Genomic DNA, 23,510 nt, shown 5'->3' with positions numbered 1-23,510 from the left:
AATTTTCAGAATGCGATGCGGCTAATGCATCGTTTTCTGTTGGTGTTTGTTTTTTTATTTCCAGCTAACTTTAGCAAAGGCGTGAACCGTTTGAAAGTGCCAATAAGAAAGAAATTTTAGGGGTCAGTTTGAAAGGAAGGCGCATCGCAATAAATTGAGCCGACAATTTAACGTTTCCATCAATTCAACAATCAGAAAAAAGTGAGAATAGACAAAAGCAGACAGGGTAAACAAGTTTAACGAGATAAAAAGAACGCACTGAGAAAGGGGGAGAATGGCTATTTCTTTTGACTGGTTGCCTACATTTCAATGGTGGAATACGTTCAGCAATATTTTGTTCATCCTGAATATTATTTTGGCTTTTTTCATTCTATTTTATGAGCGGAAAAGGGCCTCATCGGTATGGGCCTGGGTGCTAATTCTGTTCTTTCTGCCAGTTATCGGATTTGTTCTCTATTTGTTTTTTGGTAAGCCGCTCAGCAGAAATAAAATGAAGCATCAATCCGCTTACAATAATCCCGAATTGCAAAAGCTTTCCGAAGAGCAATTACGGAAAATAGATGAAGGAACTTTTCATCACGCTTCTTCTGTTGCAGAAGAATGGCTGGACATCATCCGTATGAATGCAGCGAGCGGGGAAGCTGTCACGTATACGCAAAACAATCAGCTTCACATTTTTACAGATGGCAAGTTAAAGTTTGAAAAGTTATTCAAGGACATTGAATTGGCACAGGATCATGTTCACCTGCAGTATTTTATTATCAAGAATGATGATATTGGGAAACGACTCGTTAAACTATTGGAACAAAAGGCGAGAGAAGGTATAAAGGTTTTGTTGCTGTACGATGATCTTGGTTCAAGGTCTTTGCCCAATCATTTTTTTGACGGCCTCTTTCAGGCAAGCGGAAAAGCGCTTCCTTCGCTGCCATCTAAATTGCCTTTTATCAATCTTCGTGTCAATTATCGAAACCATCGTAAAATCGGTATTGTGGATGGAAAAATCGGTTACATTGGAGGATTTAATGTAGGAAATGAATATTTGGGGAAAAACAGGAAATTTGGGTACTGGCGGGATACACATCTTCGGATAGAAGGGGAGGCGGTTCACTCGCTTCAGCATTTGTTTTTGATTGAATGGAACCAGAATGCGAAAAAATATCCCGTTAGGTATAATGATCGTTATTTTCCTTCTGTCACGACAAAAAATACAACAGGCATGCAAATTGTCGCCAGTGGGCCCAATGCTTCGGTTGATCAGATCAAAAATGTCTTTTTGAAGCTGATCACCCGCGCCCGAAAATCGATTTATATCCAGACACCCTACTTTATACCGGACTCCTCCATTTTAGATGCCATAAAAACAGCCATACTTGGAGGCGTCGATGTACGTATCATGGTACCCAATAAAGCAGATCATCCATTTGTTCACGCCTCCAGTTTGTCTTTTCTGAATGAACTTTTGTCAGTGGGCGCAAAAGTCTATAGTTATAACAACGGATTTTTGCATGCTAAAACCCTGGTTATTGATGAAAAGGCCTTTACAATAGGATCGGCGAATATGGATGTCCGCAGCTTTTCATTGAACTTCGAAGCAAACGCCGTCATCTATAATCAGGAAACTGCGGCAGAAATGGCCCGGATTTTCCTGCAGGATATGGAATTATCCAAAGAGTTAACAAAAGAATTGTTTGAAAGCCAATCTCTGTATCAAAAAGTAAAGCAGCGATTATCACGGCTGATTGCGCCGATCCTGTGAAAGAAGCAGATGGTCTTACAGGGGTCGGCGTGTTTTTTTTATAACCGGACAGCATTTTCGTCCGTTTTACTCATTTCCAACAGGAGAGCTGTTGGATGAATTATTATCGTAGCTGTAGGCGGTTTCACAGAAGCGGAATATGCATTGCATAAATCGGCCGATATTGCGAAACGCAACAAAGGTTTTGTTTTGACAATAGGCAGTAAAAAAGAGCTGGTCTCCCAGCTCTTTTTGTACGCCATAGCAGGTTAACCCACTAATCTTTCTTGAAACTTAAAATGCAGCTGTCCATCCGCCATCTGCAGTGATGACTGTACCGTTTACAAAGCTCGACTCATCTGACGCAAGGAACAAAGCGACTTGCGCAATTTCTTCCGGCTGTCCGATGCGTGGCATGATCGCCTGAACAGGCTGTGTGCGGCTTGCGCCGAATTCGTTGAAATTGGTTACGCCAGAAGCGATATTAGTAGCTACGCCGCCTGGTGCAATGGCGTTGCAGCGAATGCCTTCCTTGGCATACATATAACCGGTGTTTTTGGTAAGACCGACTACCGCGTGTTTAGACGCTCCATAGGCAGCGCCGGCGTGTGCTCCGTTTAAGCCGCCCGTGGAAGCTGTATTGACGATGACGCCTTTGCCTTTTTCCAGGAAAATCGGAATCGCTTTGCGTGTTGCGCGCATAACGCCTTTGGTATTGATGTCAAAGATCAAATCCCATTTTTCGTCGGTGATGTCACCAACCGGTTCAAAGCTGTCCATAATGCCGGCATTGTTGACAAGGATGTCCAAAGTTCCGTACTCATTCACGGCAGTATCAATCATTGCGTCGATGTCCTGTTGTTTGACAACATTCACTTGGACGGCTTTGGCTGCACCGCCATTCGATGCAATGCCCTGTGCCACCGCTTCGGCGCCTTCAAAATTCAGGTCAGCAACGATGACTTTCGCTCCTTCAGCCGCATATAATTCAGCAATGGCTCTGCCCATTCCTGAAGCTGCTCCTGTGACAACTGCCACTTTCCCTTCTAATTTCATACTATCGCCTCCATTTTTTATTGAACAAGTGTACAATAAAAGTATACGATGAAAAAGCAAACGGTTACAACGGACAAAAACAAAAGAACCGTTCAGTAACAGACAAAAAAATTAAATCTGTTCAATAAGAGGTGAAAAAATGAAGCCGCTTGATTTACGGGTGATCAAAACGAAAGAAGCTTTGCATGAAGCATTGCTCAATATGCTGAAAGAAAAGCCGCTGCATTCGATTACCGTCACGGCAATATGCCGGGAAGCTAAAGTTAATAGGGGTACGTTCTACATGCATTACGGCAAAGTGGAAGATTTATTCGAAGAGTATTTCAAGGAAATTATGAAAGATTTGACTGACTCTTATATGGAGCCTTATAAGCATGTGCAGACGTTACAATCCAACGAGCTAGATCCTTCGACAATCCGTATATTTCATCATGTTGAGAAGTACAAAAAGTTTTACCGCATCGTTTTTTCGAAATATGTTCCGATGTCCTATTACTATTTGCTGTTTGACCAGATAAACCGATTGTTGAACCAGGACATTAAGCGGCAGGAGGACAATGGAATAGACAAGGACATGCTGAGCGCCTACCAGGCGAATGCCATTCTCGGAATGGTGATTGAGTGGCATCGTCAGGATTTTCATCAAAGCGCCACTGATATGAACGAATTGCTGGTGAAAATCCTGAATTTCCATTTCAGAGAACAAATTGGAAAATGAAAAGGGAAGAGGCGTTAAGCAAATAAGCTTGACGTCAGACGCAGCCTGGTATATTGTTAAAGACGCGATGAGCTCGTTTGCATAAGACGGACAAGCATTCCTTTTGGGAACACGTTGTGGAGCGTGGCTTGGACGCCGCAAATTATCGAAAACCATCTTGTCTTTGGACAAGGTGGTTTTTTCATGCTTTTTAAGAAAACAATAGCGTACGGGAAGGCCCATTCTTGAAAAAGAATGGGCTTTTTTTATTGCCCGTTCCATGCCATCCCCTTTACAAAAAAATCATATTTCTTAATCCCCGCTTAACCTTGCCTTCATAATCGAGTTCTACACTTGGTTAGTGTTCAACTAATGCACCACTACTCAACGAGAAAAGAAGAGGGGGAACTTACATGAAGAAATTATTTGTGGGATTGCCGTTGCTGTTTTCAACTGCTTTACTGGCAGCTTGTGGCGGTGGACAGGACGAAACGGCTGGAAGCGCAGAAGCGGAAAGTGCGGGCAACGGTTCAGTGGTTTCCGGATCTCTGGATTTCTATACATCACAGCCGGATGCAGATGCGCAGGCGCTTGTCGATGCATTTACGGAAAATCACCCGGACGTGGACATAAGCATTTTCCGTTCCGGAACAGAAGAAGTGGTGTCAAAAATCCAGGCGGAAAACCAGGCCGGTGATATACAGGCGGATGTTCTGCTGGTGGCTGACTCCGTGACATTTGAGAATTTCAAAAAAGAAGAATTGCTGATGGCATATGAATCGCCGGAAGCCGCAAAAATAGATGACGCATTCGTGGATCCGGACGGAACTTACACAGGAACGAAAGTGATGGCTACAGGCCTCATCGTCAATACGAACGATGTGGACGATATGCCGGACAGTTGGGACGTACTGATGAATGAAGCGTCAAAAGGACAAGCCGTTATGCCAAGTCCTTTGTATTCCGGGGCAGCCGCATATAACTTAGGTGTGATTACGAAACAGGACGACATGGGCTGGGAATTCTATGAAGGCTTGCGCGCCAATGACATTACCATCACTCAAGGAAACGGCGCAGTGCTGGAAGGTGTAGCGATGGGCGAACAGCAATATGGCATGATCGTCGATTACCTGGCAGCACGCGCGAAAAGTGAAGGTTCTCCTGTAGAGCTGGTTTATCCGACAGAAGGGGTGCCTGTCATCACAGAACCGGTAGGCATACTGGCGAACACGGACAACGAAGAGGCATCTCAGGCGTTTGTCGATTTCATCTTATCGGAAGAAGGACAGAAATTAGCGGCGGACTTGGGTTACACACCAATCCGTGAAGGCATTGAAGCACCGGAAGGTCTTAAGACGCTTGATGAAATGACAGTGCTGGAAGCGGATTCTGTAGAACTTTTAGAAACAAGGGAAGATGACAAAGCAAAATTCGGCGAGATTTTCGGCCAATGATCCGCATAGAAGTACGGGTGTAAGGAGCTATCCAAATGATTGTTAAACATTCCATGATGGAAGAGAGAAGAACGGGGCCATCCTCTTTCTCTCTCTTTTTTCACAGCAAAAAATTGTATAAAGGACTCGGTCTGTTGCTGGTCTTCCTGTTTTTCCTGCTGCCGGTCCTCCGGCTCATTTGGCTCAGCTTCGTCAAGGAAGGCTCGCTGACGTTGCACTATTACGCTGAAGTTCTGAAGGAACAAGCAACTTGGGTCACCGTCCAGAACACGTTGGTCATTGTGCTGGGCTCCACTTTTTTGGCTTTGTTTCTCGGTGTGATGTTTGCCTGGGTTGTTGCGTATGTCCATATAAGAGGAAAAAGAGCCATGCAGCTTTTCATTTTTCTGCCGTTTGTCATTCCCTCGTATATTACGACATTGGCATGGACGCAGTTTTTCGGCGGTTCTGGACCGGTGGCGGCAGTCCTTTCCTGGCTGCCGGGCGATTTGCAGGTTCCGAATCTTTATAGCATTGGGGGAATCCTCCTCCTGCTCGGATTATCGCATTACCCGCTTGTCTACCTTTTTACAGTTAACGTATTCCGGAAGATTCCACGGGATTTGGAGGAAGCGGCAGCAACTTCAGGTTTGTCGAAAAAACAGGCTCTCCGGAAAGTGGTGCTTCCGCTTGCGCTACCAGGCATTGCGAGCGGCGGACTGATCGCTTTTTTATCGAATCTTGATAACTTTGGAATCCCCGCTTTCTTGGGGACGCCCGCCAATATCCGGGTTCTCAGCACATACATTTATGAACAAGTGGTCGGATTCGGTCCCGAAGCTTTTTCACGGGCAGCTGTTTTGTCAGTGATGCTTGGTGGCATTGCATTGATGGGCACTGTACTTCAATGGATGATACTTCGGCGCAGCCGTGTCACAGAAACGGTACGCAGCGATTCAAGCCCGCGCATTTTTTTGGAGCCTGTGAAGCAAAAACTGTTGGAAGGAGCGTTGTGGACGTTTCTTTTGATGACAAGTCTCATGCCGCTTGTCGCAATGGGTGCTTTGTCGCTGATTTCCGCTTACGGAGTGCCATTCACTTTCGAAAATTTATCATTCAAAAATTATGAACATGTATTTTTCACGGATTCAAAGCCGTTAGCGGCCTTGTCGAACAGCTTGCAGCTGGCTCTGGTTACAGTGGCAATTTGTTTGGTTCTTGGTACAGTATTTGCCTATCTCCGTTTTAAATCTCCGGGATGGTCTACACGAGCGGCAGAGCTGTTCATGACAATTCCTTATGCGCTTCCTGGCACGGTGTTCGCACTCTGTATGATCTTTATGTGGATGGAACCGGTTCCGGGATGGAATCCGGGAATCTACGGCACTGTCTGGATTTTGTTCATCTCATATGCAACGCGGTTTCTCGTCCTGCAAATCAGGGGCAGCTATACCGCATTTCTCCAAATCGATCCATCGATGGATGAAGCGGCCCGGACTTCCGGTGCAAGAGGCTGGGTGAAATGGCGAAAAATATTATTACCGCTTTTGTTCCCCGGTATTCTCGGCGGAGCCCTTCTGGTATTTTTGATGGCATTGACTGAATTGACCGTTTCCAGTCTGTTATGGTCGAGCGGTTCTGAAACCGTAGGGGTGGTCATATTCGGTTACGAACAGGCTGGCTACTCTACATATTCCACCGCCTTTTCAACTGTATTGGTACTGGGGATTTTACTTGGTGGGTCACTCTTTATGATTTTCGGAAAATTATGGGACAGAAAGGTGTTGAAGGCAAAATGATTGAAGTGATAGGGGTTTCAAAAGATTATGGTTCTTTCCCTGCTTTACAGAACGTGGACCTGGAAATAAAAAAAGGGGAATTCATCGCCGTGCTGGGTCCTTCGGGATGCGGAAAGACGACGTTATTGAAACTGCTGGCAGGATTCATGGGGCCGACAGCCGGCAGCATTGTCATGAACGATTCAATGGTGGCATCAGCGAAAAGGGTTGTTCCTCCAGAAAAACGAAATATCGGCATGGTTTTTCAATCTTTTGCGTTATGGCCGCATATGACTGTGGCAGACCACATCAAATTTCCATTGCGTCACCATCCGAACAGCAGAAAAGACAGCAAGCGGGCAATGAGTTTGAGAATCAATGAGACACTGGCACTCGTCGGATTGGATTCGTTTGCCGAACGTTTTCCTGCAGAACTGTCGGGCGGGCAAAAGCAGCGTGTGGCATTGGCGCGGGCAATCGCCCCTTTGCCGAACGTATTGCTGATGGATGAGCCATTCAGTGCACTGGATGTGGAACTGCGGATGGAGATGAGGAAAGAAATCCAAAAACTTCATCGGGAAACCCAGGCTTCCATTGTTTTTGTAACACACGACCAAAGCGAAGCACTGGCTATCGCCGATAAAATCGTTGTGATGAACAAAGGGAAGATTGAGCAAATCGCCCCGCCGGAACTGATCTATACCCGTCCGGAAACGGAATTTGTGGCGACTTTTGTGGGGAAATGCAATGTGGTAAAAGGACATTGGCAAGATGGGCGCTTTGTTCCTGCAATCGATTCAAAAAGCAGCTGGCCGGATCTGGGGGTAGCGGAACACTTCAAAAAGAAAGGTCTGTATCCTGTGCGCCCCGAACAAGTCCGATTGTCTTTAAGCACAGGGACTGAAACACAGGGGCGTATCACCTATGTTCAATACCAGGGACATGAGATTCATTACACAGTGGAAGCAGGGGTCGAAACGTGGACAGTTCACGAACCGATCTCCTCACCCCGTTTCCAAGTCGGTGATGCTGTGGAAATCTCATTGAAATCAGCCCCGAAACCTGAAAAAGACCTTGTATTCAGCTGAATTTCATCGCCTGTAGACCATTCTTATGAAGAGAGGTCTACAGGTTTTTGCGTATTAATGATTCTGTGTCATCGAAATCTGTTATCAGAGTCACAGGCGTTAATCATGCCTCTTCGTAATAAAAGCCAAATGCCGACCGCTTTTTTTATCCTGCCGGTAAGAAAATCCGTCGGGACTCATGTAGGTGCATGTCCGGTCAATCGAGATGTTGCCGGCTGGAATACCAGCCAATTCGCATTGCTTCTTGACGGTTTGCTGGTTATCAATATGGTATTTGCGCGTTTGTCCGTTGTAATACATAAAATCATCGGCGTAGCCGAGATCTCTGAATTTGAGGTAGACATCCTCATCGACTTCAAATTTCTCCTGACTCAACGCGGCACCGATCTGGACATGCAGATTTTCAGGAGCACAATTTTCTTCCTGTTGCAGGTGTTCGAAAAGCTTTAACGAAATTTCTTTGACGGTCCCTTGCCAGCCGGAATGGATGACACCGGTCAGTCCCTGCACTTCATCATAAAACATGACCGGCACGCAATCAGCAGTAAAACTGCATAAGACCAAGTTTGGTTCGTACGTATAAAGGGCGTCTGTGTCTGCAATGGCATCGTCCATATGTTTGGATCCTTTGCCTTTATCTTCAAGCGTCACTTTGTAAAAATTCGCGCTGTGCGTTTGGTGGGCACAAACAAAATCCCCCAGTCCGCTTTGCAGAAAAACGGCCAGTTTTCTTCGGTTTTCCAATACATCTTCCAAGTTGTCGGAAGCGTGGAGCGCCATATTGTTGTTTTCAAGTTCCGTGTCGTCTTTCATGGTCAGTCCATAAATGAATTTCTCGTTATTGCTGTAACTGTTTATTTTCATGCTATCACCCTGTTTTACTATATAATAAGGAGCAAATGATGTATAGGACAGCAGGAAGGACCAGGTCATGAATTTTTCAATAACTGAACGAACAATAAAAAAATACTGCGGAACCGCCGCTTCAAAAAAAGGCAGGAGCTATCACTTGGCCGGCAAAGTCAGACTCGAGCCGGATTCAGAGGATGATTTAACCATGAAGGCGACCGTGCAGGGCAGAAATGGGTTTTGCGTCAATGTGAAGCAGACAGCCGGAGGGAAAATAGACGCTTCCTGCAGTTGCCCGCCGGTCGGGTTTGTATCGACTTACTGCCACCATATTGCAGCAGTCATGTGGGAAATTGCTGACATGGAGCTGAAGGAACAGCCGTTATCAGAAAAAATGATGGAGCTGTTTGCTCCGCAAACACCGCAACGAAGAGGCAGACGGTCTTACTTTGAAAACAGGGAGGCTGTGCGGGTGGAATTCAGCTGCATTCCATCTTTTTTCGGAAGAAAGGAGCCTGTTATAGGGCTTCAATTGAAAATCGGTCTTGATCAATTCCATGAAATTGAGGACTTGGGGACGTTCCTTTCAAAAGTGGAGCAGGGAGAGATGTATGAAAGCCCATCCGGCTTTCTGTATTCACCCGACATCCATAGTTTCGATAAAGAAACGGAAGAAGCCATCCAGTTCCTGTTGAAAAGCCGTCATGCAGTCACCGAAACAACCCGTTCAGAAAATACATTGTTGCTGACGCCTTCTGATTGGGAGCGGTTTTTGCCATTATTGCAAAAAGCTCCTTTTGTCAGAGTGGTGCAGGAAGGCCAGGTGGTTGAAGATCTTTACGTAACGGAAGAGTTGGCTTTGTCTTTTCATTTTGACAAAGATAAGTCAGGCGGCTACCGGCTTGACGTAGAGGGGTTGGACCAGCTTTTGGTAGCAGCCGCCTATGAAACCGCTTTTTATAACGGAACTGTCATCCGCCTGACAGCAGACAACATCAACCGACTGGTGCAATTGAAAGAGCTGATGGAAGGAACAGAAGAGCAGCTGTTCATTTCGCCTGAACAATTGGAGCACTTTATGGAGGCTGTGGTGCCAGGTTTGGAACAGCTCGGAAAAGTGGAAATTGCAGACGTTATCACTGAACGAATGGTGGCAACACCGCTTCACGCAAAACTGTTTTTGGACCGCATCAAACACCGGCTGCTGGCTGGAGTGGAGTTCCATTACGGACAGCTGGTCATCAATCCATGCGAAGAACCGGAAGACGAATTTCGTCATTTTCCCGGTATTCGGCGGCAGCGTGATCAGGAACAGGAAATCATGAAACTGATGAAAAACAATGCGTTTACACAAACAGACGGCGGCTTTTATATGCAGGACGAAGAAGCGGAATACGATTTTTTGTATCACACCATTCCGAAGCTGGAGGAACTGCTGCAAGTCTATGCCACGACAGCAGTGAAATTGCGTGTGCAAAAAGCGTATGCTGGCCCGAAAATCAAAGTTGAGGTTAGTGAACGGACAGATTGGCTGGAATTCCGTTTCGACCTTCAAGGAATTCCGGAATCGGAGATCCAACAAATGTTGCTGGCACTCAAGGAAAAGCGGAAGTATTACCGGATTCCAAACGGTACATTACTGTCTTTGGAAACAGCTGAATTCAGAAACCTTCATGATTTCTTGGTCGATCTGGACGTCCAGGACGCTCCTTTCAACGAACAGGAGATACGAGTTCCGTTGATCGAAGGAATGCGGATGGTGGAAACTTTGGAGCAGGACAAACTGGTGGACCCGGGAAAAACCTTTACTCAGCTGATGAAACAGCTGAGTGAGCCGGAAGCGGCGGATATGGAAATACCGGATCGTTTAAGAAATGTGCTCCGCAATTACCAAAAAAGCGGTTTCAGCTGGTTCAAACTGCTGGCCAAATACAGGTTCGGCGGCATTCTGGCGGACGATATGGGGCTCGGCAAAACACTGCAGAGCATCGCGTTTATCCTATCGGTCCTGCCGGATATCCGCAACCGGCAATTGCCGGTGCTGGTAGTGGCACCTTCTTCACTGACGTATAACTGGCTGAACGAACTGAAAAAGTTTGCCCCATCGATCCGGGCAGCCATTATCGATGGAAACAAAGCAAAAAGAGCGTTAACCATAAAAGAAAGTGAAAAAATGGACGTTCTTATCACATCGTATCCTTCCTTACGTATGGACAGGGCTTTATACCGTAAAAAACAATTTCATACTTTGTTCCTGGACGAAGCACAGGCGTTCAAAAACCCGGTTACACAAACGGCGAAGGCGGTCAAGACGATTCAGGCCGACTACCGGTTTGCTTTGACCGGAACACCGATTGAAAACTCGTTGGATGAATTATGGTCGATTTTCCATGTCGTATTCCCGGAACTGCTGCCAAACCGGCGGGCGTTCAGTGAAATGGCACGGGAAAAGGTGGCAAAACGGGTACGGCCGTTTATCCTGCGCCGCGTGAAACAGGAAGTCTTAAAAGAATTGCCGGAGAAAGTCGAGACGGTCCAGCTGTCCGAACTCCAGGGTGAACAGAAGAAATTGTACGCCGCTTATTTGGCGGAGCTGAAGCATGATGCGTTGAAGCATTTGAACAAAGACAGTTTCCAAAAACACCGCATTCAAATATTGGCCGGCCTGACACGGCTTCGGCAATTATGCTGTCATCCGGCGTTGTTTGTGGAAGGTTATACCGGCGGCTCTGCTAAATACGATCAATTGATGGAGATGTTGGAGGAAGCACGTCTTGCCGGACGACGGGTGCTGGTATTTTCGCAGTTTACGCAAATGCTGGGTCTTATCGGTCGGCAATTGGCGAAAAGTGGCGTTCCATATTTTTATTTGGATGGTCAAACGCCTCCCAGCGAACGGGTTGAGCTGTGTAGCCGTTTCAACGAAGGGGAAGGGAATCTGTTTTTGATTTCTTTAAAGGCAGGCGGTACCGGTTTGAATCTGACAGGCGCCGATACCGTGATTCTTTATGATCTTTGGTGGAATCCGGCAGTCGAACAGCAGGCTGCAGATCGTGCGCATCGGATGGGGCAGGAAAAAGAAGTGCAGGTGATCCGGATGGTGGCCAAAGGGACGATTGAAGAGAAAATCACCCAATTGCAGTTGAAAAAGAAAAACCTGGTCGATGAAGTGATCCAATCAGGTCAGGAGCCGTTGCGTGCGATGACAGAAGAAGATATCCGGGAAATTCTCATGACGTAATGTAGAGTAATTTCGGGCCATTTAAAAAGCCGGGGAACGTGACAACCGTTCCCTGGCTTTTGTTTTTACTTGCTGTGGGAGGTGTTTTTGACACTGACGATTTTGAATTCCATATGTCCAGTGTGTTCAATCAGGAAATACAGCCTGTTCTCGCCTTTTTTCAGAGAGCCTTTGTAGTTTCTTGCCAGGTCGGCATGAAATGTAACGGCATACTCCACTTTGTCGCCCACCCAACCTTTGTTTTCCATTGATTTGATTTCCACTTTTTCAATGCCTTTTTTAAAGGAGCGGACATCCAAGACATCTTTATGGGCCAATTGCTCCTGGCTTACAGATGAATCAGTCAGCAGATAATGGAAAAACACAAAAGCTGGATTGATATTCCCCGGAATGTCGGCTGTTACATCTTTTTGGTACTCGAGTTGGTCAATTTTCCAGGAGTTTTGCGACACTCTCTTCAGGTGGACATGGTAAACAGATTTTTCTGTTGTTTCTCCAATTGGCACAATCAACTTATATGTATGCCTATTACCGGCTGTCTTCAGGTGGACGACTTCGGCTTGTTCCCACTGCAGCAAAGAGCCGCCATCTGCTTCCAGTTGGGCCAGTTTGCCTCTATATTGAATAATGCCCATTTCTTTGATGAATTGTTCAGCATAGTCAGCTGTTACGCTTTCGGTCAGGTAGCGAAGCAATTCTCTTCGGGTATCGATATCTTTCGACAGATAGCGATACGTTTGGCCTTTATGAGTGAAGGTTTTGTATTCGCCTTCTTCATAAAAACCACCCATTTGAACATAAGACATTTTTTGGACCCACTTACTGCTCGCCGCTATGACCTGGTCTTTTGAGATGAAATGGTGAGCGGCTGCCGTTTGCGTAATGACTGGAGCTTCATGGGCAAAAGCTGCTCCGCTTTGCATAGACCCGCTTGCAAGTAAAATGGCTGACATAGCTGTAATCATCATTTTGTTCTTCATCACGTTGATTCCTCCACATTTTAGTATAGAAGCTGCCGGCCTTGGACTGATTTCGTCATGATACAAGCAAAAAAAAGCGAAGTGACACAGATTTCAGCAGTGGACAAAAATGACTGGAAAAGCAGTGAAGGCGCTTTTGATGTCTTCTTCATCACCTCTTTTGCAGTGGAAATGACTACACCATAATAAACGGACCAACAGTGAAAATGTTTCACGCTGTAAACGAATTTATTAAAAAAACAGAATTTTTCAAACAACCCCTGTATAATAGATGAAAACTCATGTGTGCCAAATATTGATGAAGTAACGCACGAAGCTGGGAGGAAATAAAGCAGAATGTCTTTGATCAAATTCGTTTCTGAAAAATTGCCGATTTTAATTTTATTGGTAGCTGTAGGTACATACTTTTCGCCGGTGTATTGGCAGGTATCTTCCTGGGTTCCAAGTATGCTATTGGGAGTTGTCATCTTTTTTGCGGGGCTGTCGATGAACATCGAAGCTTTTAAAGAAATACGGAACAAGAAACGGGAATTGGTGCTGGTAACGGCCTTGAAATGGACGCTTACGGTATTTGTATCCATCGGTTTGGCCCATCTGTTCTTTTCATCAAAACCGGAAATTGCGGCTGGCCTCATATTGGCGGGAACTGTGCCGAGCGCGACGGCTGCCACTGTCTATACGTTCCTTGCGGGAGGCAACGCCTCTTTGGTGGTGGCAGCCTCTTTACTGGACGTGGCGATCAGTCCGATCGTCACACCGCTGGCCATGCTGGGTCTGTCGAATGAACAAGTGGCAATTTCCTTTTTCGATCTGCTGTTATCATTTGTCCTGATTGTGGTAGTGCCGATGGGTATCGGTTTGTGGATTCAGCGGAGCCTTCCAAAACTGAAAATTTACTCAAAATCGGTGACAAAGCTTGGATCTTCGTTGGCGTTGCTGCTGATTGTCCATACGCTTGTGGGAAGCGGAAAAGCCGCCATTGCTTCGGAAATGAATTCCATTCCGCTGATTGCAGCGGCAACACTCGTACAAGTCGTTTTCCCGATGGCGGCCGCTTACCTCATAGCTCGAGCATTGAATCTGGGAGAAGAAGATGCCCGTGCCGCTTTGTTCCAGGTTGGTTTATGCAACACGGCTCTTGCGGCAATATTGGCTTTTCGTTTTATCGGGGAACTCGGGACGGTTGCACCGATTTTCAATATGATCTTCAATTTATCGCTGGGTGCATTAATTGCCAATCATTTCAGCAAATCAGCAATTCAACCAGTTAAGGCAGGATGGTTAAAAAACACTGTTTGACGTTCGGAGGCAATTGCTGTAAAGAAAAGTTGTTTAGTGAACAAGAGAAGTGAATAACGTTTCTAAGCAGGGAGTGGGATTTTCACTTCCTGTTTTATTTTTGTGAGTAAAAAGAGCTATTCAAAATAGAGTATAAAAGATATAATAAATTAACTGTAAAAAGTTAACAATAGGAGAAAAGACTAAATACATGCTTGGAATACTTGTGAGAAACCAAAGAAACTCTATTTAAGAGTTTTTGCATTCATAGTTTGAAAAATCGCTGTTTGAAAAGGAGAGAAAAAATGTCGAGAATAGGGCGTATTCCTACAACTGTTTTGATCATGAGTATAGTCGCTTTTGTTGGATGGGGCATAGCGTTCAGAAACAATGAGTGGCTGCATTTGATCGGAGTCAATGCTCTGCAGGTAATTGCAGGGGCACTTTGTTTTTTTTGGCTGTATCAAGCCTATCGGAAAATCAAAGACAGCGAGCGGAAATTTTGGCTGTTGCTGAGCATAGGCGTATTGTTCCACCTCAGTTCAAATGTAATCTGGCTGTATTCTTTATTTTTTGACCAAACCACTGTAACTCCTGATTCTTCATATGTAACCTGGTTGGCGGCTTTCTTATTCTTTTTGGTGGCTTTGTTCTACATAACCAAACAATTGAGCACTTCTTTTTCACATTACACTTACCTGTTCAATATTATCGTCTTCATGGTTACTGCTGTAGCCATCAGCATCCATTACCTGATCCGGCCCATCCTGGAACATTCGGAAGGTTCATGGCTTGTCAGCTTGATTACGGCAGCCTTTCCAATAGCTGATTTAAGTATCATCTTTGTTTCTACGATTTTATATTATCTCGTTGTTTACAATGAAGAAAAAGAATTGTTGCTGTTTGTGATTTTTGGTTTCTTCCTTCAAATCATTGGTGATTCGCTTTATACGTATTTATCGGTTTATGGAAGTTACCAGCTCGGTGGCTTTGTCGATTTAATTTGGCTGGTGGCTTTGTTGTTCATTGGATTCGCGGGATATCATGCACAGAAAACAAAAAAAGAAATAACTCTTGTAGTGAAAAATCCTTTTGAAGAAAGGGAATTTATCTTCCCTTACTCGAGTATAATGGTTCTTCTCGCTTTGGTGATTTACAGTTACAGATGGAATTTCAATTGGCTGAGTTCGGCCTTGTTGATCATTTTTTTTATGGTTCTGGGACGTCAGCTTCTGGTGATCAATCGAAACAACAAGTTGGTAAAGGAGTACCGGCATCTGGCATATCATGATCCTCTTACAGGATTGAATAACCGGGCCAGCTTTACTGAAACAGTGGAAAACAGTTTGAAAAAGCACAAAACTGATAAAATGGCATTGTTATTAATAGATTTAGACCGCTTTAAAGTGGTGAATGATACTCTCGGCCATCTTGTGGGAGACCAGATCCTAATCAAAACCGCAGACCGGTTACGGCAAGCTTTAGGAGAAGAAGCTTCTTTGTTCCGCTTGGGGGGAGATGAATTTGTCATCATTATCTCTGACACGACAGAAAGGGAGTGTTCAGTTACAGCTGAACATTTGTTAAAAAACTTTCAGGAACCTTTCTCAGTGGGTGATTACGAAATTAACGTAACACCAAGTATTGGCATAAGCATTTATCCGGATCACGGCGTAAACAGCGAAGACTTACTGAAAAACGCAGACGCTGCCATGTATACCGCAAAAGAAAATGGCAAGAATAATTTCAGCTTCTACAACAGTGAGCTGAATAGCATCATGACGAGAAAATTGAAAATCGAAAATGAATTGAGAAAAGCGATTGAAAGTGAACAATTTATTCTCCATTACCAGCCGAAAGTGGATTTGCCAACCAAACGGTTTATCGGCATGGAAGCATTGCTGCGTTGGGAGCATCCTGAATTGGGGTGGATAACTCCCGGAGAATTCATTCCGATTGCTGAAGAAACAGGCCAAATTGTTTCGATAGGGGAATGGGTGTTAAAAGAAGCGTGCAAGCAAAACAAAGCCTGGCAGGAAAATGGATTTTCTCCTTTATGTGTGTCAGTGAACGTCTCTGTTCTGCAGTTTCAGCAAGATGACTTTTTGTTGACCGTCAAAGAAGCGCTGGAAGAATCAGGACTCGAGCCACAATTTCTGGAGCTGGAAATTACGGAAAGTATTATGCAAAATATACGGGAAAGCGTAAAGATACTGGAAAGCCTGAGGGCGATGGGCATTAAGACATCCATCGATGATTTCGGCACTGGTTATTCTTCGCTGAACATTCTTCAGGAACTGCCGATCGATACGATAAAAATTGATAAATCCTTTATTGATGGCATCGGAAGCACAAATCAGCAGGCCATGGTGAAAACAATAATCGATTTAGGAGTCAATTTGAATCTTACGGTTGTAGCTGAGGGAATCGAGAGTGAGCAGCAAATGGAAGCATTGATTCACAGCAATTGCAATATTGGACAAGGGTTTCTGTTTTCGCGGGCCGTGGCTCCAGAAGACTTTGAAAATATATTGAAGGTGAACAATATGAAGCTGGAAAAAGTATAAAGATTCCGCAGACAAATACACAACAGTAAAACTCCGAAACTCATAAACGACAGCCGGCTGGACTTAAGGTACACTTAGGTTCAGGCGGTTTTTTTGATTAAAACACCCCACTGAAGGGTATAGATTACACACCACTGATTTATGAGGAGAAAAAAGATTCTATACATTCCATTCCATTTCATTGCTGCGGAGCTCCTCGGAGTACCTGTTTACCTACATAACGTGATCAAAGAAAATATCCTTTCTCAATATATCCACCTTGGGAACTACGCCGTCAAAGAGTTACTGGCTGACGGCTTTCTTTTAAGTTAATGCTGTTCTGATATCTCTGCAAGAGCAGACAAGCAGTTCGAATTTACGGGCAAAAAATCAGTTCACTAGAGAATAGGAGAAATGCATATGAGCACAAGAGAATATGTCAAAAACCTTATCAAAGACCGAAACATTGCTTCCATCACGCCCACTTCAAAAAAAGGGGTGGAGGAAATATGCAGCAGAATGGATTTGAGCAATCCGGTGACCATTATTGAATACGGTCCGGCTACCGGTGTTTTTACAAATTACCTGCTTGAACGGATTACTGTGGATTCTAAAATCATCGCCATCGAATTAAATAAAAATTTTGCTGATTATCTGAAAAAGAATACGAAAGATGAACGCTTGCTTGTTCATCATGATCACGCGGGAAATGTGGAGCAAATTCTGGACTTTCATCAAGCAGGACCTGCCGATTATGTCATCTCAGGGATTCCATTTTCCTTATTGGATGCTTCAGATCGGGATGATATTATCAGAAAGACAAGTGAAGTATTAAAACCTTGGGGGAAATTCCTTCCTTATCAAACCTTTTTTCAAAAAGACGAGCATTTGAAACTGTACTTGGAAAAATATTTTTCAGTCGTAAAAGACAATTATTTTCTACGGAATTTCCCCCCTATGCGTGTATACGAAGCGATTAAGTGATGAATCACGCACTGTTAGAAAGCTGACACAGGAAAAAAAGCCGGAAAAGGTTATAATATAAACAACAGCTATTTTGTGAAGAACAAGAGGATAAAAAGGAGGTGCGCTGCAAACAGATGGATTCCAAATCGATAATAGACAAAGGAAAAAAAAGAACGCCTGAAATACTGGGAAACGAAAATTTTTCAAAGTACGCTGTTCTTTTGCCGTTGATTGAAAAAGAGGACGGAGTTCACGTGCTTTTTGAAGTTCGTTCTTACGAATTGCGAAAACAACCAGGAGAAATTTGTTTTCCCGGTGGCAGAATCGACCCGGAAGACAAGACGGAAGAAGACACCGCCTTGCGGGAGACGATTGAAGAACTGGGAATCCGCAGAGAAAATATCTCATCTGTGTTTCCATTGGATTACATCGTATCGCCTTTTGGTATGATGGTTTATTCCTTTGCGGGGTTTATAGATTCTGATGTGGAATTTGTGCCCAACCCTCCGGAAGTGGACAGCATTTTTACTGTCCCGCTCAATTTTTTTCTGGAAGAAGAGCCCCGGGTGTACCGCATCAACTTCGAAGTCCAGCCGGAAGAAAGCTTTCCATACGATTTGATTGTCGGTGGCGAAAATTACAATTGGCGTACCCGGAAAGTTGATGAGTATTTTTATATTTATGAAGACAAAGTCATATGGGGACTCACTGCCAAAATACTGTCCCATTTTATTGAGGTCATTCGCTGAATGATCTTTTATTTTTTTCATCAAATGGAACGGAGCAAAAACTTTTCGCTTCATCTTTTCCGCGCCGCGCCTTTAAAATTTTTGAATTTTCATGTATTATTAGTAAAATGAATCCCCCTCTTCTTTGAGGAAATTGGAAGGAGTTTTAACATGGAGACACCCACTAATGAATTGGAAGTTGTAAAAAGTTCGGACTTGAAGCCAAAACCGGTGGGAGACCAAGTACCTTTCGGAACGGTCTTCACTGATCATATTTTCACCATGGATTATGAAACAGGAAAAGGATGGCACAGCCCGAAAATTGTACCGTATGGACCGATTTCTCTGGATCCGGCAGCCATGATTTTTCATTATGGCCAGACGGTGTTTGAAGGGTTGAAAGCATACCATACAGAAGACGGAAGGGTATTGTTGTTCCGTCCGGAAGAAAATTTCAAACGCCTGAACTTGTCGAGTGACCGATTGAGCATCCCGCCAATCGATGAAGAACAAATGCTGGAATATTTGACGAAATTGGTCGAGTTGGAAAAAGATTGGGTGCCTCAAACTCCGGGAACGTCGCTGTATATACGGCCGTTCATCATTTCAACTGAACCGAATCTGGCAGTTGGACCTTCCCAGACATATAAACTCATGATTTTGCTGTCGCCGGTCGGCTCATACTTCCCAGGTGGCCTCCAGCCTGTCATCATTCACGTGGAAGACCAGTTTACCCGCGCAGTAAAAGGGGGAACCGGAATGGCGAAAACAGCCGGTAACTATTCTGCTGGTTACCAGGCGCAGGCCAATGCGAAAAAAGCAGGAAATGCGGATGTATTATGGCTTGATGGAGTCGAAAAGAAATACATCGAAGAAGTCGGCAGCATGAACATTTTCTTCAAGATCAACGGCGAAGTAGTGACGCCGGCATTGAATGGCAGTATTTTGAAAGGCATTACGCGCATGTCCGTTATTGAATTATTGAAGTCCTGGGACGTGCCGGTCAGTGAACGGAAAATCTCCATCGATGAAATATACCAGGCATATGAGGACGGATTAGTTGAAGAAATATTCGGCACCGGAACAGCTGCTGTTATTTCACCAGTGGGTGAGCTGAACTGGAAAGGCCAAAAAATGATTGTCAATAACCATGAAATCGGCGAACTGTCCCAGAAAATCTATGACACGATTACCGGTGTTCAATATGGCAGAGTGGAAGATTCTTTTGGCTGGACAGTAGAAGTAAACTGAAATTTGTAAGAAAAATGCAAGCGTCCGCAGAAACGAACCGGGCGCTTTTTGCATATTGACACATACTATCAAACGGAACAAATGAATCAGCGGATCATGCAAAAAATCCCCCAAGAGAACAGTTGCTGTTCTCTTGGGGGATTTACTTTGTTGCTACTGAGGTCTATGGGTAATTTTCTTTTTTCTGTAATTGGCTCTGTAGTTTTGCCACACCGTAAGCAGAATGGATAGCACAGCCAGGACTAAAAATGCCAACGAAATTGGTCTTGTGAAAAACAAAGTCCATTCGGGATCTGCCATAATGGCTCTGCGTAAGTTGACTTCTGCCAGCGGTCCAAGAATGACACCGATGATGGCAGGAGCCAAAGAGAAACCATACTTGGCGAACAAGTAACCGATCACTCCCATGACGAGCAGGATATACAAATCAGTCAACCGATTATTGAGGACAAATGTGCCAACCACACAAAGAACCAGGATAACTGGAACCAATAAGTGGGCAGGAACATGCGTGACTTTCATGAAAATACGCATACCCAGGAATTGAGTGATCAACATCCAGAAAGAAGCGACTAAAAAGGCGAAAAAGATGCCTCCGACCAAATTCGGTTCGTTGACGATCAATAAAGGGCCAGGAGTGATTCCGTGAACCATCAATGCAGAAAGCAACACGGCTGTTACAGCTGAACCGGGTATCCCTAACGCTACTGTAGGAATCAAGTCGCCGCCAACGGTAGAGTTGTTGCCGGCTTCAGAAGCGATGACGCCTTCGTCCACGCCCGTTCCGAATTTCTCGGAGTGTTTCGACCATCTTTTGGCTTGGTCATAAGCGACAATATTGGCGATACTGCCGCCGGCTCCAGGAATGGCACCGATAATGGAGCCAATCACGGAAGAGCCGATCAACGTGCCCGGCTTGGACAGCACATTTTTCAAGGTTTTCATCGGACGAAGTTTAAATTCGATATCTTTCAGTTTGTCTTCCTGACGCCTTTTATCGTCTTGTATCATTTCTTTCCGTTCCAATGACACAAACAGCCGCGAAATAGCGAACATACCGATCAAAACAACCAGGAAAGGAATTCCGGCCCGTAAAGCCTGGAGGTCCATCGTAAAACGGGCAAGGCCGGTGATGGGGTCAGCACCGACCGTAGCGATTAAAATACCGAACAATCCGGCGATCAGCCCTTTAAGGATAGAGTCACCCGTGACACTGGCAATAATGGTCAGCGACACGACGATCAACGAAAACATTTCCCAGGGCCCGAGCATCAAAGCGAACCTGGAAATTTGAGGGGCAATCGACACCAATAGGAAGAAGCTGATAATTGAACTCAGAAACGAAGCCCAAACCCCCAAGGAAAGTGCTTTTCCGGATTCCCCTTTTTTAGACATCGGAAAAGCATCGAAGGTAGTGGCAACCGATGACGGTGTACCGGGAATACCGAGTAGTGCGGCACTGATCAGTCCGCCTGACATCCCGCCTACTAATACACCGATCATGCCGGCCACACCAGCCACAGGGTCCATGCCAAAAGTCAAAGGCAACGTAAGAACGATGGCCATGGTCACTGTAAAACCGGGGATCAGCCCCGCTAAAATGCCGACAACGACTCCCACGAAAATAATAAGCAATATATTAAGCTGAAAAATTTCGGCAATACCTAATGTAAACAGATCAAACAACTTGATGACCTCCTTTCTGAGCTGCTAAAAGAATAGCCCTGATGGGAATCTGACATGCAGCACGTTTTCGAAGAAAAGGTACGTACTGAGCGTAACCACTACAGAAGTGATTGAAATGATGAGTACATCTTTTTTCTTTTTCGGTCCGACCAGTAAACCTATTCCAATAATGAAACAGATAGTCGTAATGATAAATCCGATAAATTGCATGAGGAAGACATAAAGCAGTAAGCTGAAAAAGGTGATAAATACCAAACGATACTCAATCATCAATTCTTTCATATATTCTTTTCTGTTTATTTCAGTTGCTTCTGCTCTTTTGCTTACTAATTCTTTGATCTTTACTATGACCAAAATGATGGACAAAATGGCCAATGCTAAAGCGATCACTTTTGGAAAAGAGCCTGGGTTCAGCTGGGTGGCGTCTCCCACGGGGAAAGTTCCAGATTGAAAGTATATAACTGCGCTCAATAAAATCAGCGCGAGTCCGATAAGCAATTCTGCCATTGTTCTCCTCCTAATTTGCTTTTTATGCTGCCGGAACCAGGTTTAACACGAAAAAGAGGCCGTCGCCGACCTCTTTGCACCAGAGATAATACTGAAAGTTATTCCTCTTCGAGACCTGCAGCAATTTCTGCAATAATTTCGTTTTGAGAATCGAGATATTCTCTGTATTCCTCAGGCCCCATAAAGTTAACTGAAGAACCGACGTTGTTGATGGCATCAATGTAAGCTTGGTCGTTGGCGGTTTCTTCAAAAGCAGCTGCCAGTGTCTCAATGATCGCAGGATCGGTGCCAGCAGGTGCTACATACCCTCTATTGATACTCATGGAAATGTCGTAACCATTTTCCGTGAAAGTCGGTACATCCGGCATGGCATCAACTCGCTCCTGTGTACCCACTGCGATGAACTTCATATGGCCGGCTTCAACAAAGTCCCCGGCAGAAGAGTAGTCAACGATGGCTGCATCAATGTGTCCGCCTGCCAGTGCCTGTATCGCTTCGGATAATCCTTCATATCCAACGAGATTGTAGTTGATGTCCAATTCCTGTCCCAGCTGTTCCACCCATACGCGTGGAATCCCTGACACTGTTCCGCCGAAACGGATTTCTTCGTTTTGTCCATATTCAACGAATTCTTCCAGTGTATCGACCCCAAGATTGCTGGAAACCGCCAGTATCTGATCAGATGAAGACATTGAAGCAATCGGCTCGAAGGAGTCGTAGTTAATCTCTGTTATATCTGTGTGGTGTGCTACAAGAAGACCTTCATGGATTTGGCCTAAACGGTAACCGTTCGGCTCATCTTCCGCCAATTCTTCCAGCCCGACTGTGCCGCCGACTCCCGGAAGGTTAATCACGACAAAATTCTCATCCAGATTTTCCTGTGTGTGCTCAGTGACAATTCGCCCTTCAATATCGCTTCCCCCGCCTGGAGACCAAGGAATGACCATCTCAATCTCTCTGGTTGGGTAATCCTCTGCTGTTTCTTCCTCGCCGCCACATGCAGCCAGTCCCAGTGCAGATAGAGACAAGGCGCCCATCATCAGTGCCGTTTTAAATGATTTTTTCTTCATTTTCATCTTCCTTTCCTGTTGTAATTACCGCCCCGCCGTAACGGAATTCCGGAATACTCGACAACTTATCCAAAACGCGGCCATGGATACACCTGAAATTATTGAAATAAATATAATTATCTAAATCATTTTGTAATTATAAACTCAATAATTCTTTCAGTCAATAACTAAAAAGTCAAAATTCATTACTAATAGATGAAGTTTTTAGAAAATTCGTTTCCTTTTTGTCTGAAAATCGAGTCGAAATTACAAAACTTAGAAAAAAGAAGGGTTAGAACAGTGGACAACCGTTTGTCAACCGTGTGAAAAGCCAAAAAAATCGATTTTAAATCAGTGTTTTTATTAAGTGAAGAAATCAGCTGAGGAAAAGCATGGTTGACAAGAAGAAGAGCATGAAAGCAGAATACAGCTCTATCAGGAAAAATGGAGCTGTCGTCTTGATGGCTTTTCAAAAGCAAAAATCAAGGAGAAAAGACATGATAATAAAATAATAATAAGAAGCTTGTCTTCTTCCTTCACCAAGAGATGGTTTTTTTGCAGAAACATCATGGAGGCGCTTACATTTCTTCTTACTCTCGCAAGGGATTTTTGTTTTCTGGTTTCGACGGGGAAAATGCAGAA

General features: G+C 44.6%; 18 protein-coding genes. 12 read left to right on the top strand and 6 right to left on the bottom strand.

Annotated elements, in window-relative coordinates; genetic code table 11:
• Positions 1-274: 274 nt before the first annotated feature.
• Positions 275-1,756 (top strand): cardiolipin synthase, encoded by a 1,482-nt coding sequence (gene cls / locus EEX84_RS08035; protein ID WP_123165095.1) that lies wholly within the window; start codon positions 275-277, stop codon positions 1,754-1,756.
• Between the two features lie 273 nt (positions 1,757-2,029).
• Here cls and EEX84_RS08030 read toward each other — a convergent pair whose 3' ends face one another.
• Complete coding sequence (locus tag EEX84_RS08030) at positions 2,030-2,791, bottom strand: SDR family oxidoreductase (protein ID WP_123165094.1); 762 nt, start codon at positions 2,789-2,791, stop codon at positions 2,030-2,032.
• 139 nt (positions 2,792-2,930) lie between these two features.
• Between EEX84_RS08030 and EEX84_RS08025 the strand changes: the two genes are divergently transcribed.
• From EEX84_RS08025 to EEX84_RS08010, 4 genes are all read left to right on the top strand, one after another.
• Positions 2,931-3,509, top strand: coding sequence for a TetR/AcrR family transcriptional regulator (locus EEX84_RS08025; RefSeq protein ID WP_123165093.1), 579 nt, complete (start codon positions 2,931-2,933; stop codon positions 3,507-3,509).
• Between the two features lie 392 nt (positions 3,510-3,901).
• Entirely contained in the window at positions 3,902-4,942 is a 1,041-nt protein-coding gene (locus EEX84_RS08020; protein ID WP_123165092.1) for an ABC transporter substrate-binding protein, read from the top strand.
• A gap of 35 nt (positions 4,943-4,977) precedes the next feature.
• Complete coding sequence (locus EEX84_RS08015) at positions 4,978-6,720, top strand: ABC transporter permease (RefSeq protein WP_123165091.1); 1,743 nt, start codon at positions 4,978-4,980, stop codon at positions 6,718-6,720.
• Positions 6,717-7,787, top strand: coding sequence for an ABC transporter ATP-binding protein (locus tag EEX84_RS08010; protein ID WP_123165160.1), 1,071 nt, complete (start codon positions 6,717-6,719; stop codon positions 7,785-7,787). Before EEX84_RS08015 ends, EEX84_RS08010 begins: the two co-directional genes overlap by 4 nt.
• Positions 7,788-7,886: 99 nt before the next feature.
• Here EEX84_RS08010 and pgeF read toward each other — a convergent pair whose 3' ends face one another.
• Positions 7,887-8,651 (bottom strand): peptidoglycan editing factor PgeF, encoded by a 765-nt coding sequence (gene pgeF / locus EEX84_RS08005; protein WP_123165090.1) that lies wholly within the window; start codon positions 8,649-8,651, stop codon positions 7,887-7,889.
• Between the two features lie 67 nt (positions 8,652-8,718).
• On the opposite strand from pgeF, the gene EEX84_RS08000 reads away from it, so the two are divergent.
• On the top strand, positions 8,719-11,877 hold the full coding sequence (locus tag EEX84_RS08000; protein WP_123165089.1) for a DEAD/DEAH box helicase: 3,159 nt from the start codon (positions 8,719-8,721) through the stop codon (positions 11,875-11,877).
• Positions 11,878-11,942: 65 nt separating this feature from the next.
• On the opposite strand, the gene EEX84_RS07995 is transcribed toward EEX84_RS08000, so the two are convergent.
• Entirely contained in the window at positions 11,943-12,857 is a 915-nt protein-coding gene (locus EEX84_RS07995) for a DL-endopeptidase inhibitor IseA family protein (protein WP_123165088.1), read from the bottom strand.
• Positions 12,858-12,914: 57 nt separating this feature from the next.
• Here EEX84_RS07995 and EEX84_RS16735 point away from each other — a divergent pair, with 57 nt between their 5' ends.
• From EEX84_RS16735 to EEX84_RS07970, 6 genes are all read left to right on the top strand, one after another.
• Positions 12,915-13,043: a hypothetical protein gene (locus tag EEX84_RS16735; RefSeq protein WP_275669730.1), complete on the top strand. Its 129-nt coding sequence runs from the start codon at positions 12,915-12,917 to the stop codon at positions 13,041-13,043.
• A 150-nt stretch (positions 13,044-13,193) separates the two neighbouring features.
• On the top strand, positions 13,194-14,156 hold the full coding sequence (locus EEX84_RS07990) for a bile acid:sodium symporter family protein (protein ID WP_123165087.1): 963 nt from the start codon (positions 13,194-13,196) through the stop codon (positions 14,154-14,156).
• Between the two features lie 284 nt (positions 14,157-14,440).
• Positions 14,441-16,702, top strand: a complete 2,262-nt coding sequence (locus EEX84_RS07985) for an EAL domain-containing protein (RefSeq protein WP_240033944.1) — start codon at positions 14,441-14,443, stop codon at positions 16,700-16,702.
• 399 nt (positions 16,703-17,101) lie between these two features.
• Positions 17,102-17,665, top strand: a complete 564-nt coding sequence (locus EEX84_RS07980; RefSeq protein WP_158599092.1) for a class I SAM-dependent methyltransferase — start codon at positions 17,102-17,104, stop codon at positions 17,663-17,665.
• 116 nt (positions 17,666-17,781) lie between these two features.
• Entirely contained in the window at positions 17,782-18,396 is a 615-nt protein-coding gene (locus EEX84_RS07975; protein ID WP_123165085.1) for an NUDIX hydrolase, read from the top strand.
• Between the two features lie 150 nt (positions 18,397-18,546).
• Complete coding sequence (locus EEX84_RS07970) at positions 18,547-19,626, top strand: branched-chain amino acid aminotransferase (RefSeq protein WP_123165084.1); 1,080 nt, start codon at positions 18,547-18,549, stop codon at positions 19,624-19,626.
• A 153-nt stretch (positions 19,627-19,779) separates the two neighbouring features.
• Here EEX84_RS07970 and EEX84_RS07965 read toward each other — a convergent pair whose 3' ends face one another.
• The 3 genes from EEX84_RS07965 to EEX84_RS07955 form a co-directional block, all read right to left on the bottom strand.
• Positions 19,780-21,312, bottom strand: coding sequence for a tripartite tricarboxylate transporter permease (locus EEX84_RS07965; RefSeq protein ID WP_240033943.1), 1,533 nt, complete (start codon positions 21,310-21,312; stop codon positions 19,780-19,782).
• Between the two features lie 24 nt (positions 21,313-21,336).
• The gene (locus tag EEX84_RS07960; RefSeq protein ID WP_123165083.1) at positions 21,337-21,819 is read right to left on the bottom strand and encodes a tripartite tricarboxylate transporter TctB family protein; all 483 of its coding nucleotides are present in this window, start codon (positions 21,817-21,819) and stop codon (positions 21,337-21,339) included.
• A 98-nt stretch (positions 21,820-21,917) separates the two neighbouring features.
• On the bottom strand, positions 21,918-22,889 hold the full coding sequence (locus EEX84_RS07955; protein WP_158599091.1) for a Bug family tripartite tricarboxylate transporter substrate binding protein: 972 nt from the start codon (positions 22,887-22,889) through the stop codon (positions 21,918-21,920).
• Positions 22,890-23,510: the final 621 nt, after the last annotated feature.

Origin of the sequence: Planococcus salinus (assembly GCF_003719725.1) — a bacterium.
GTDB lineage: Bacteria > Bacillota > Bacilli > Bacillales_A > Planococcaceae > Planococcus > Planococcus salinus.
This window is presented reverse-complemented; position numbering and strand designations above follow the sequence as displayed.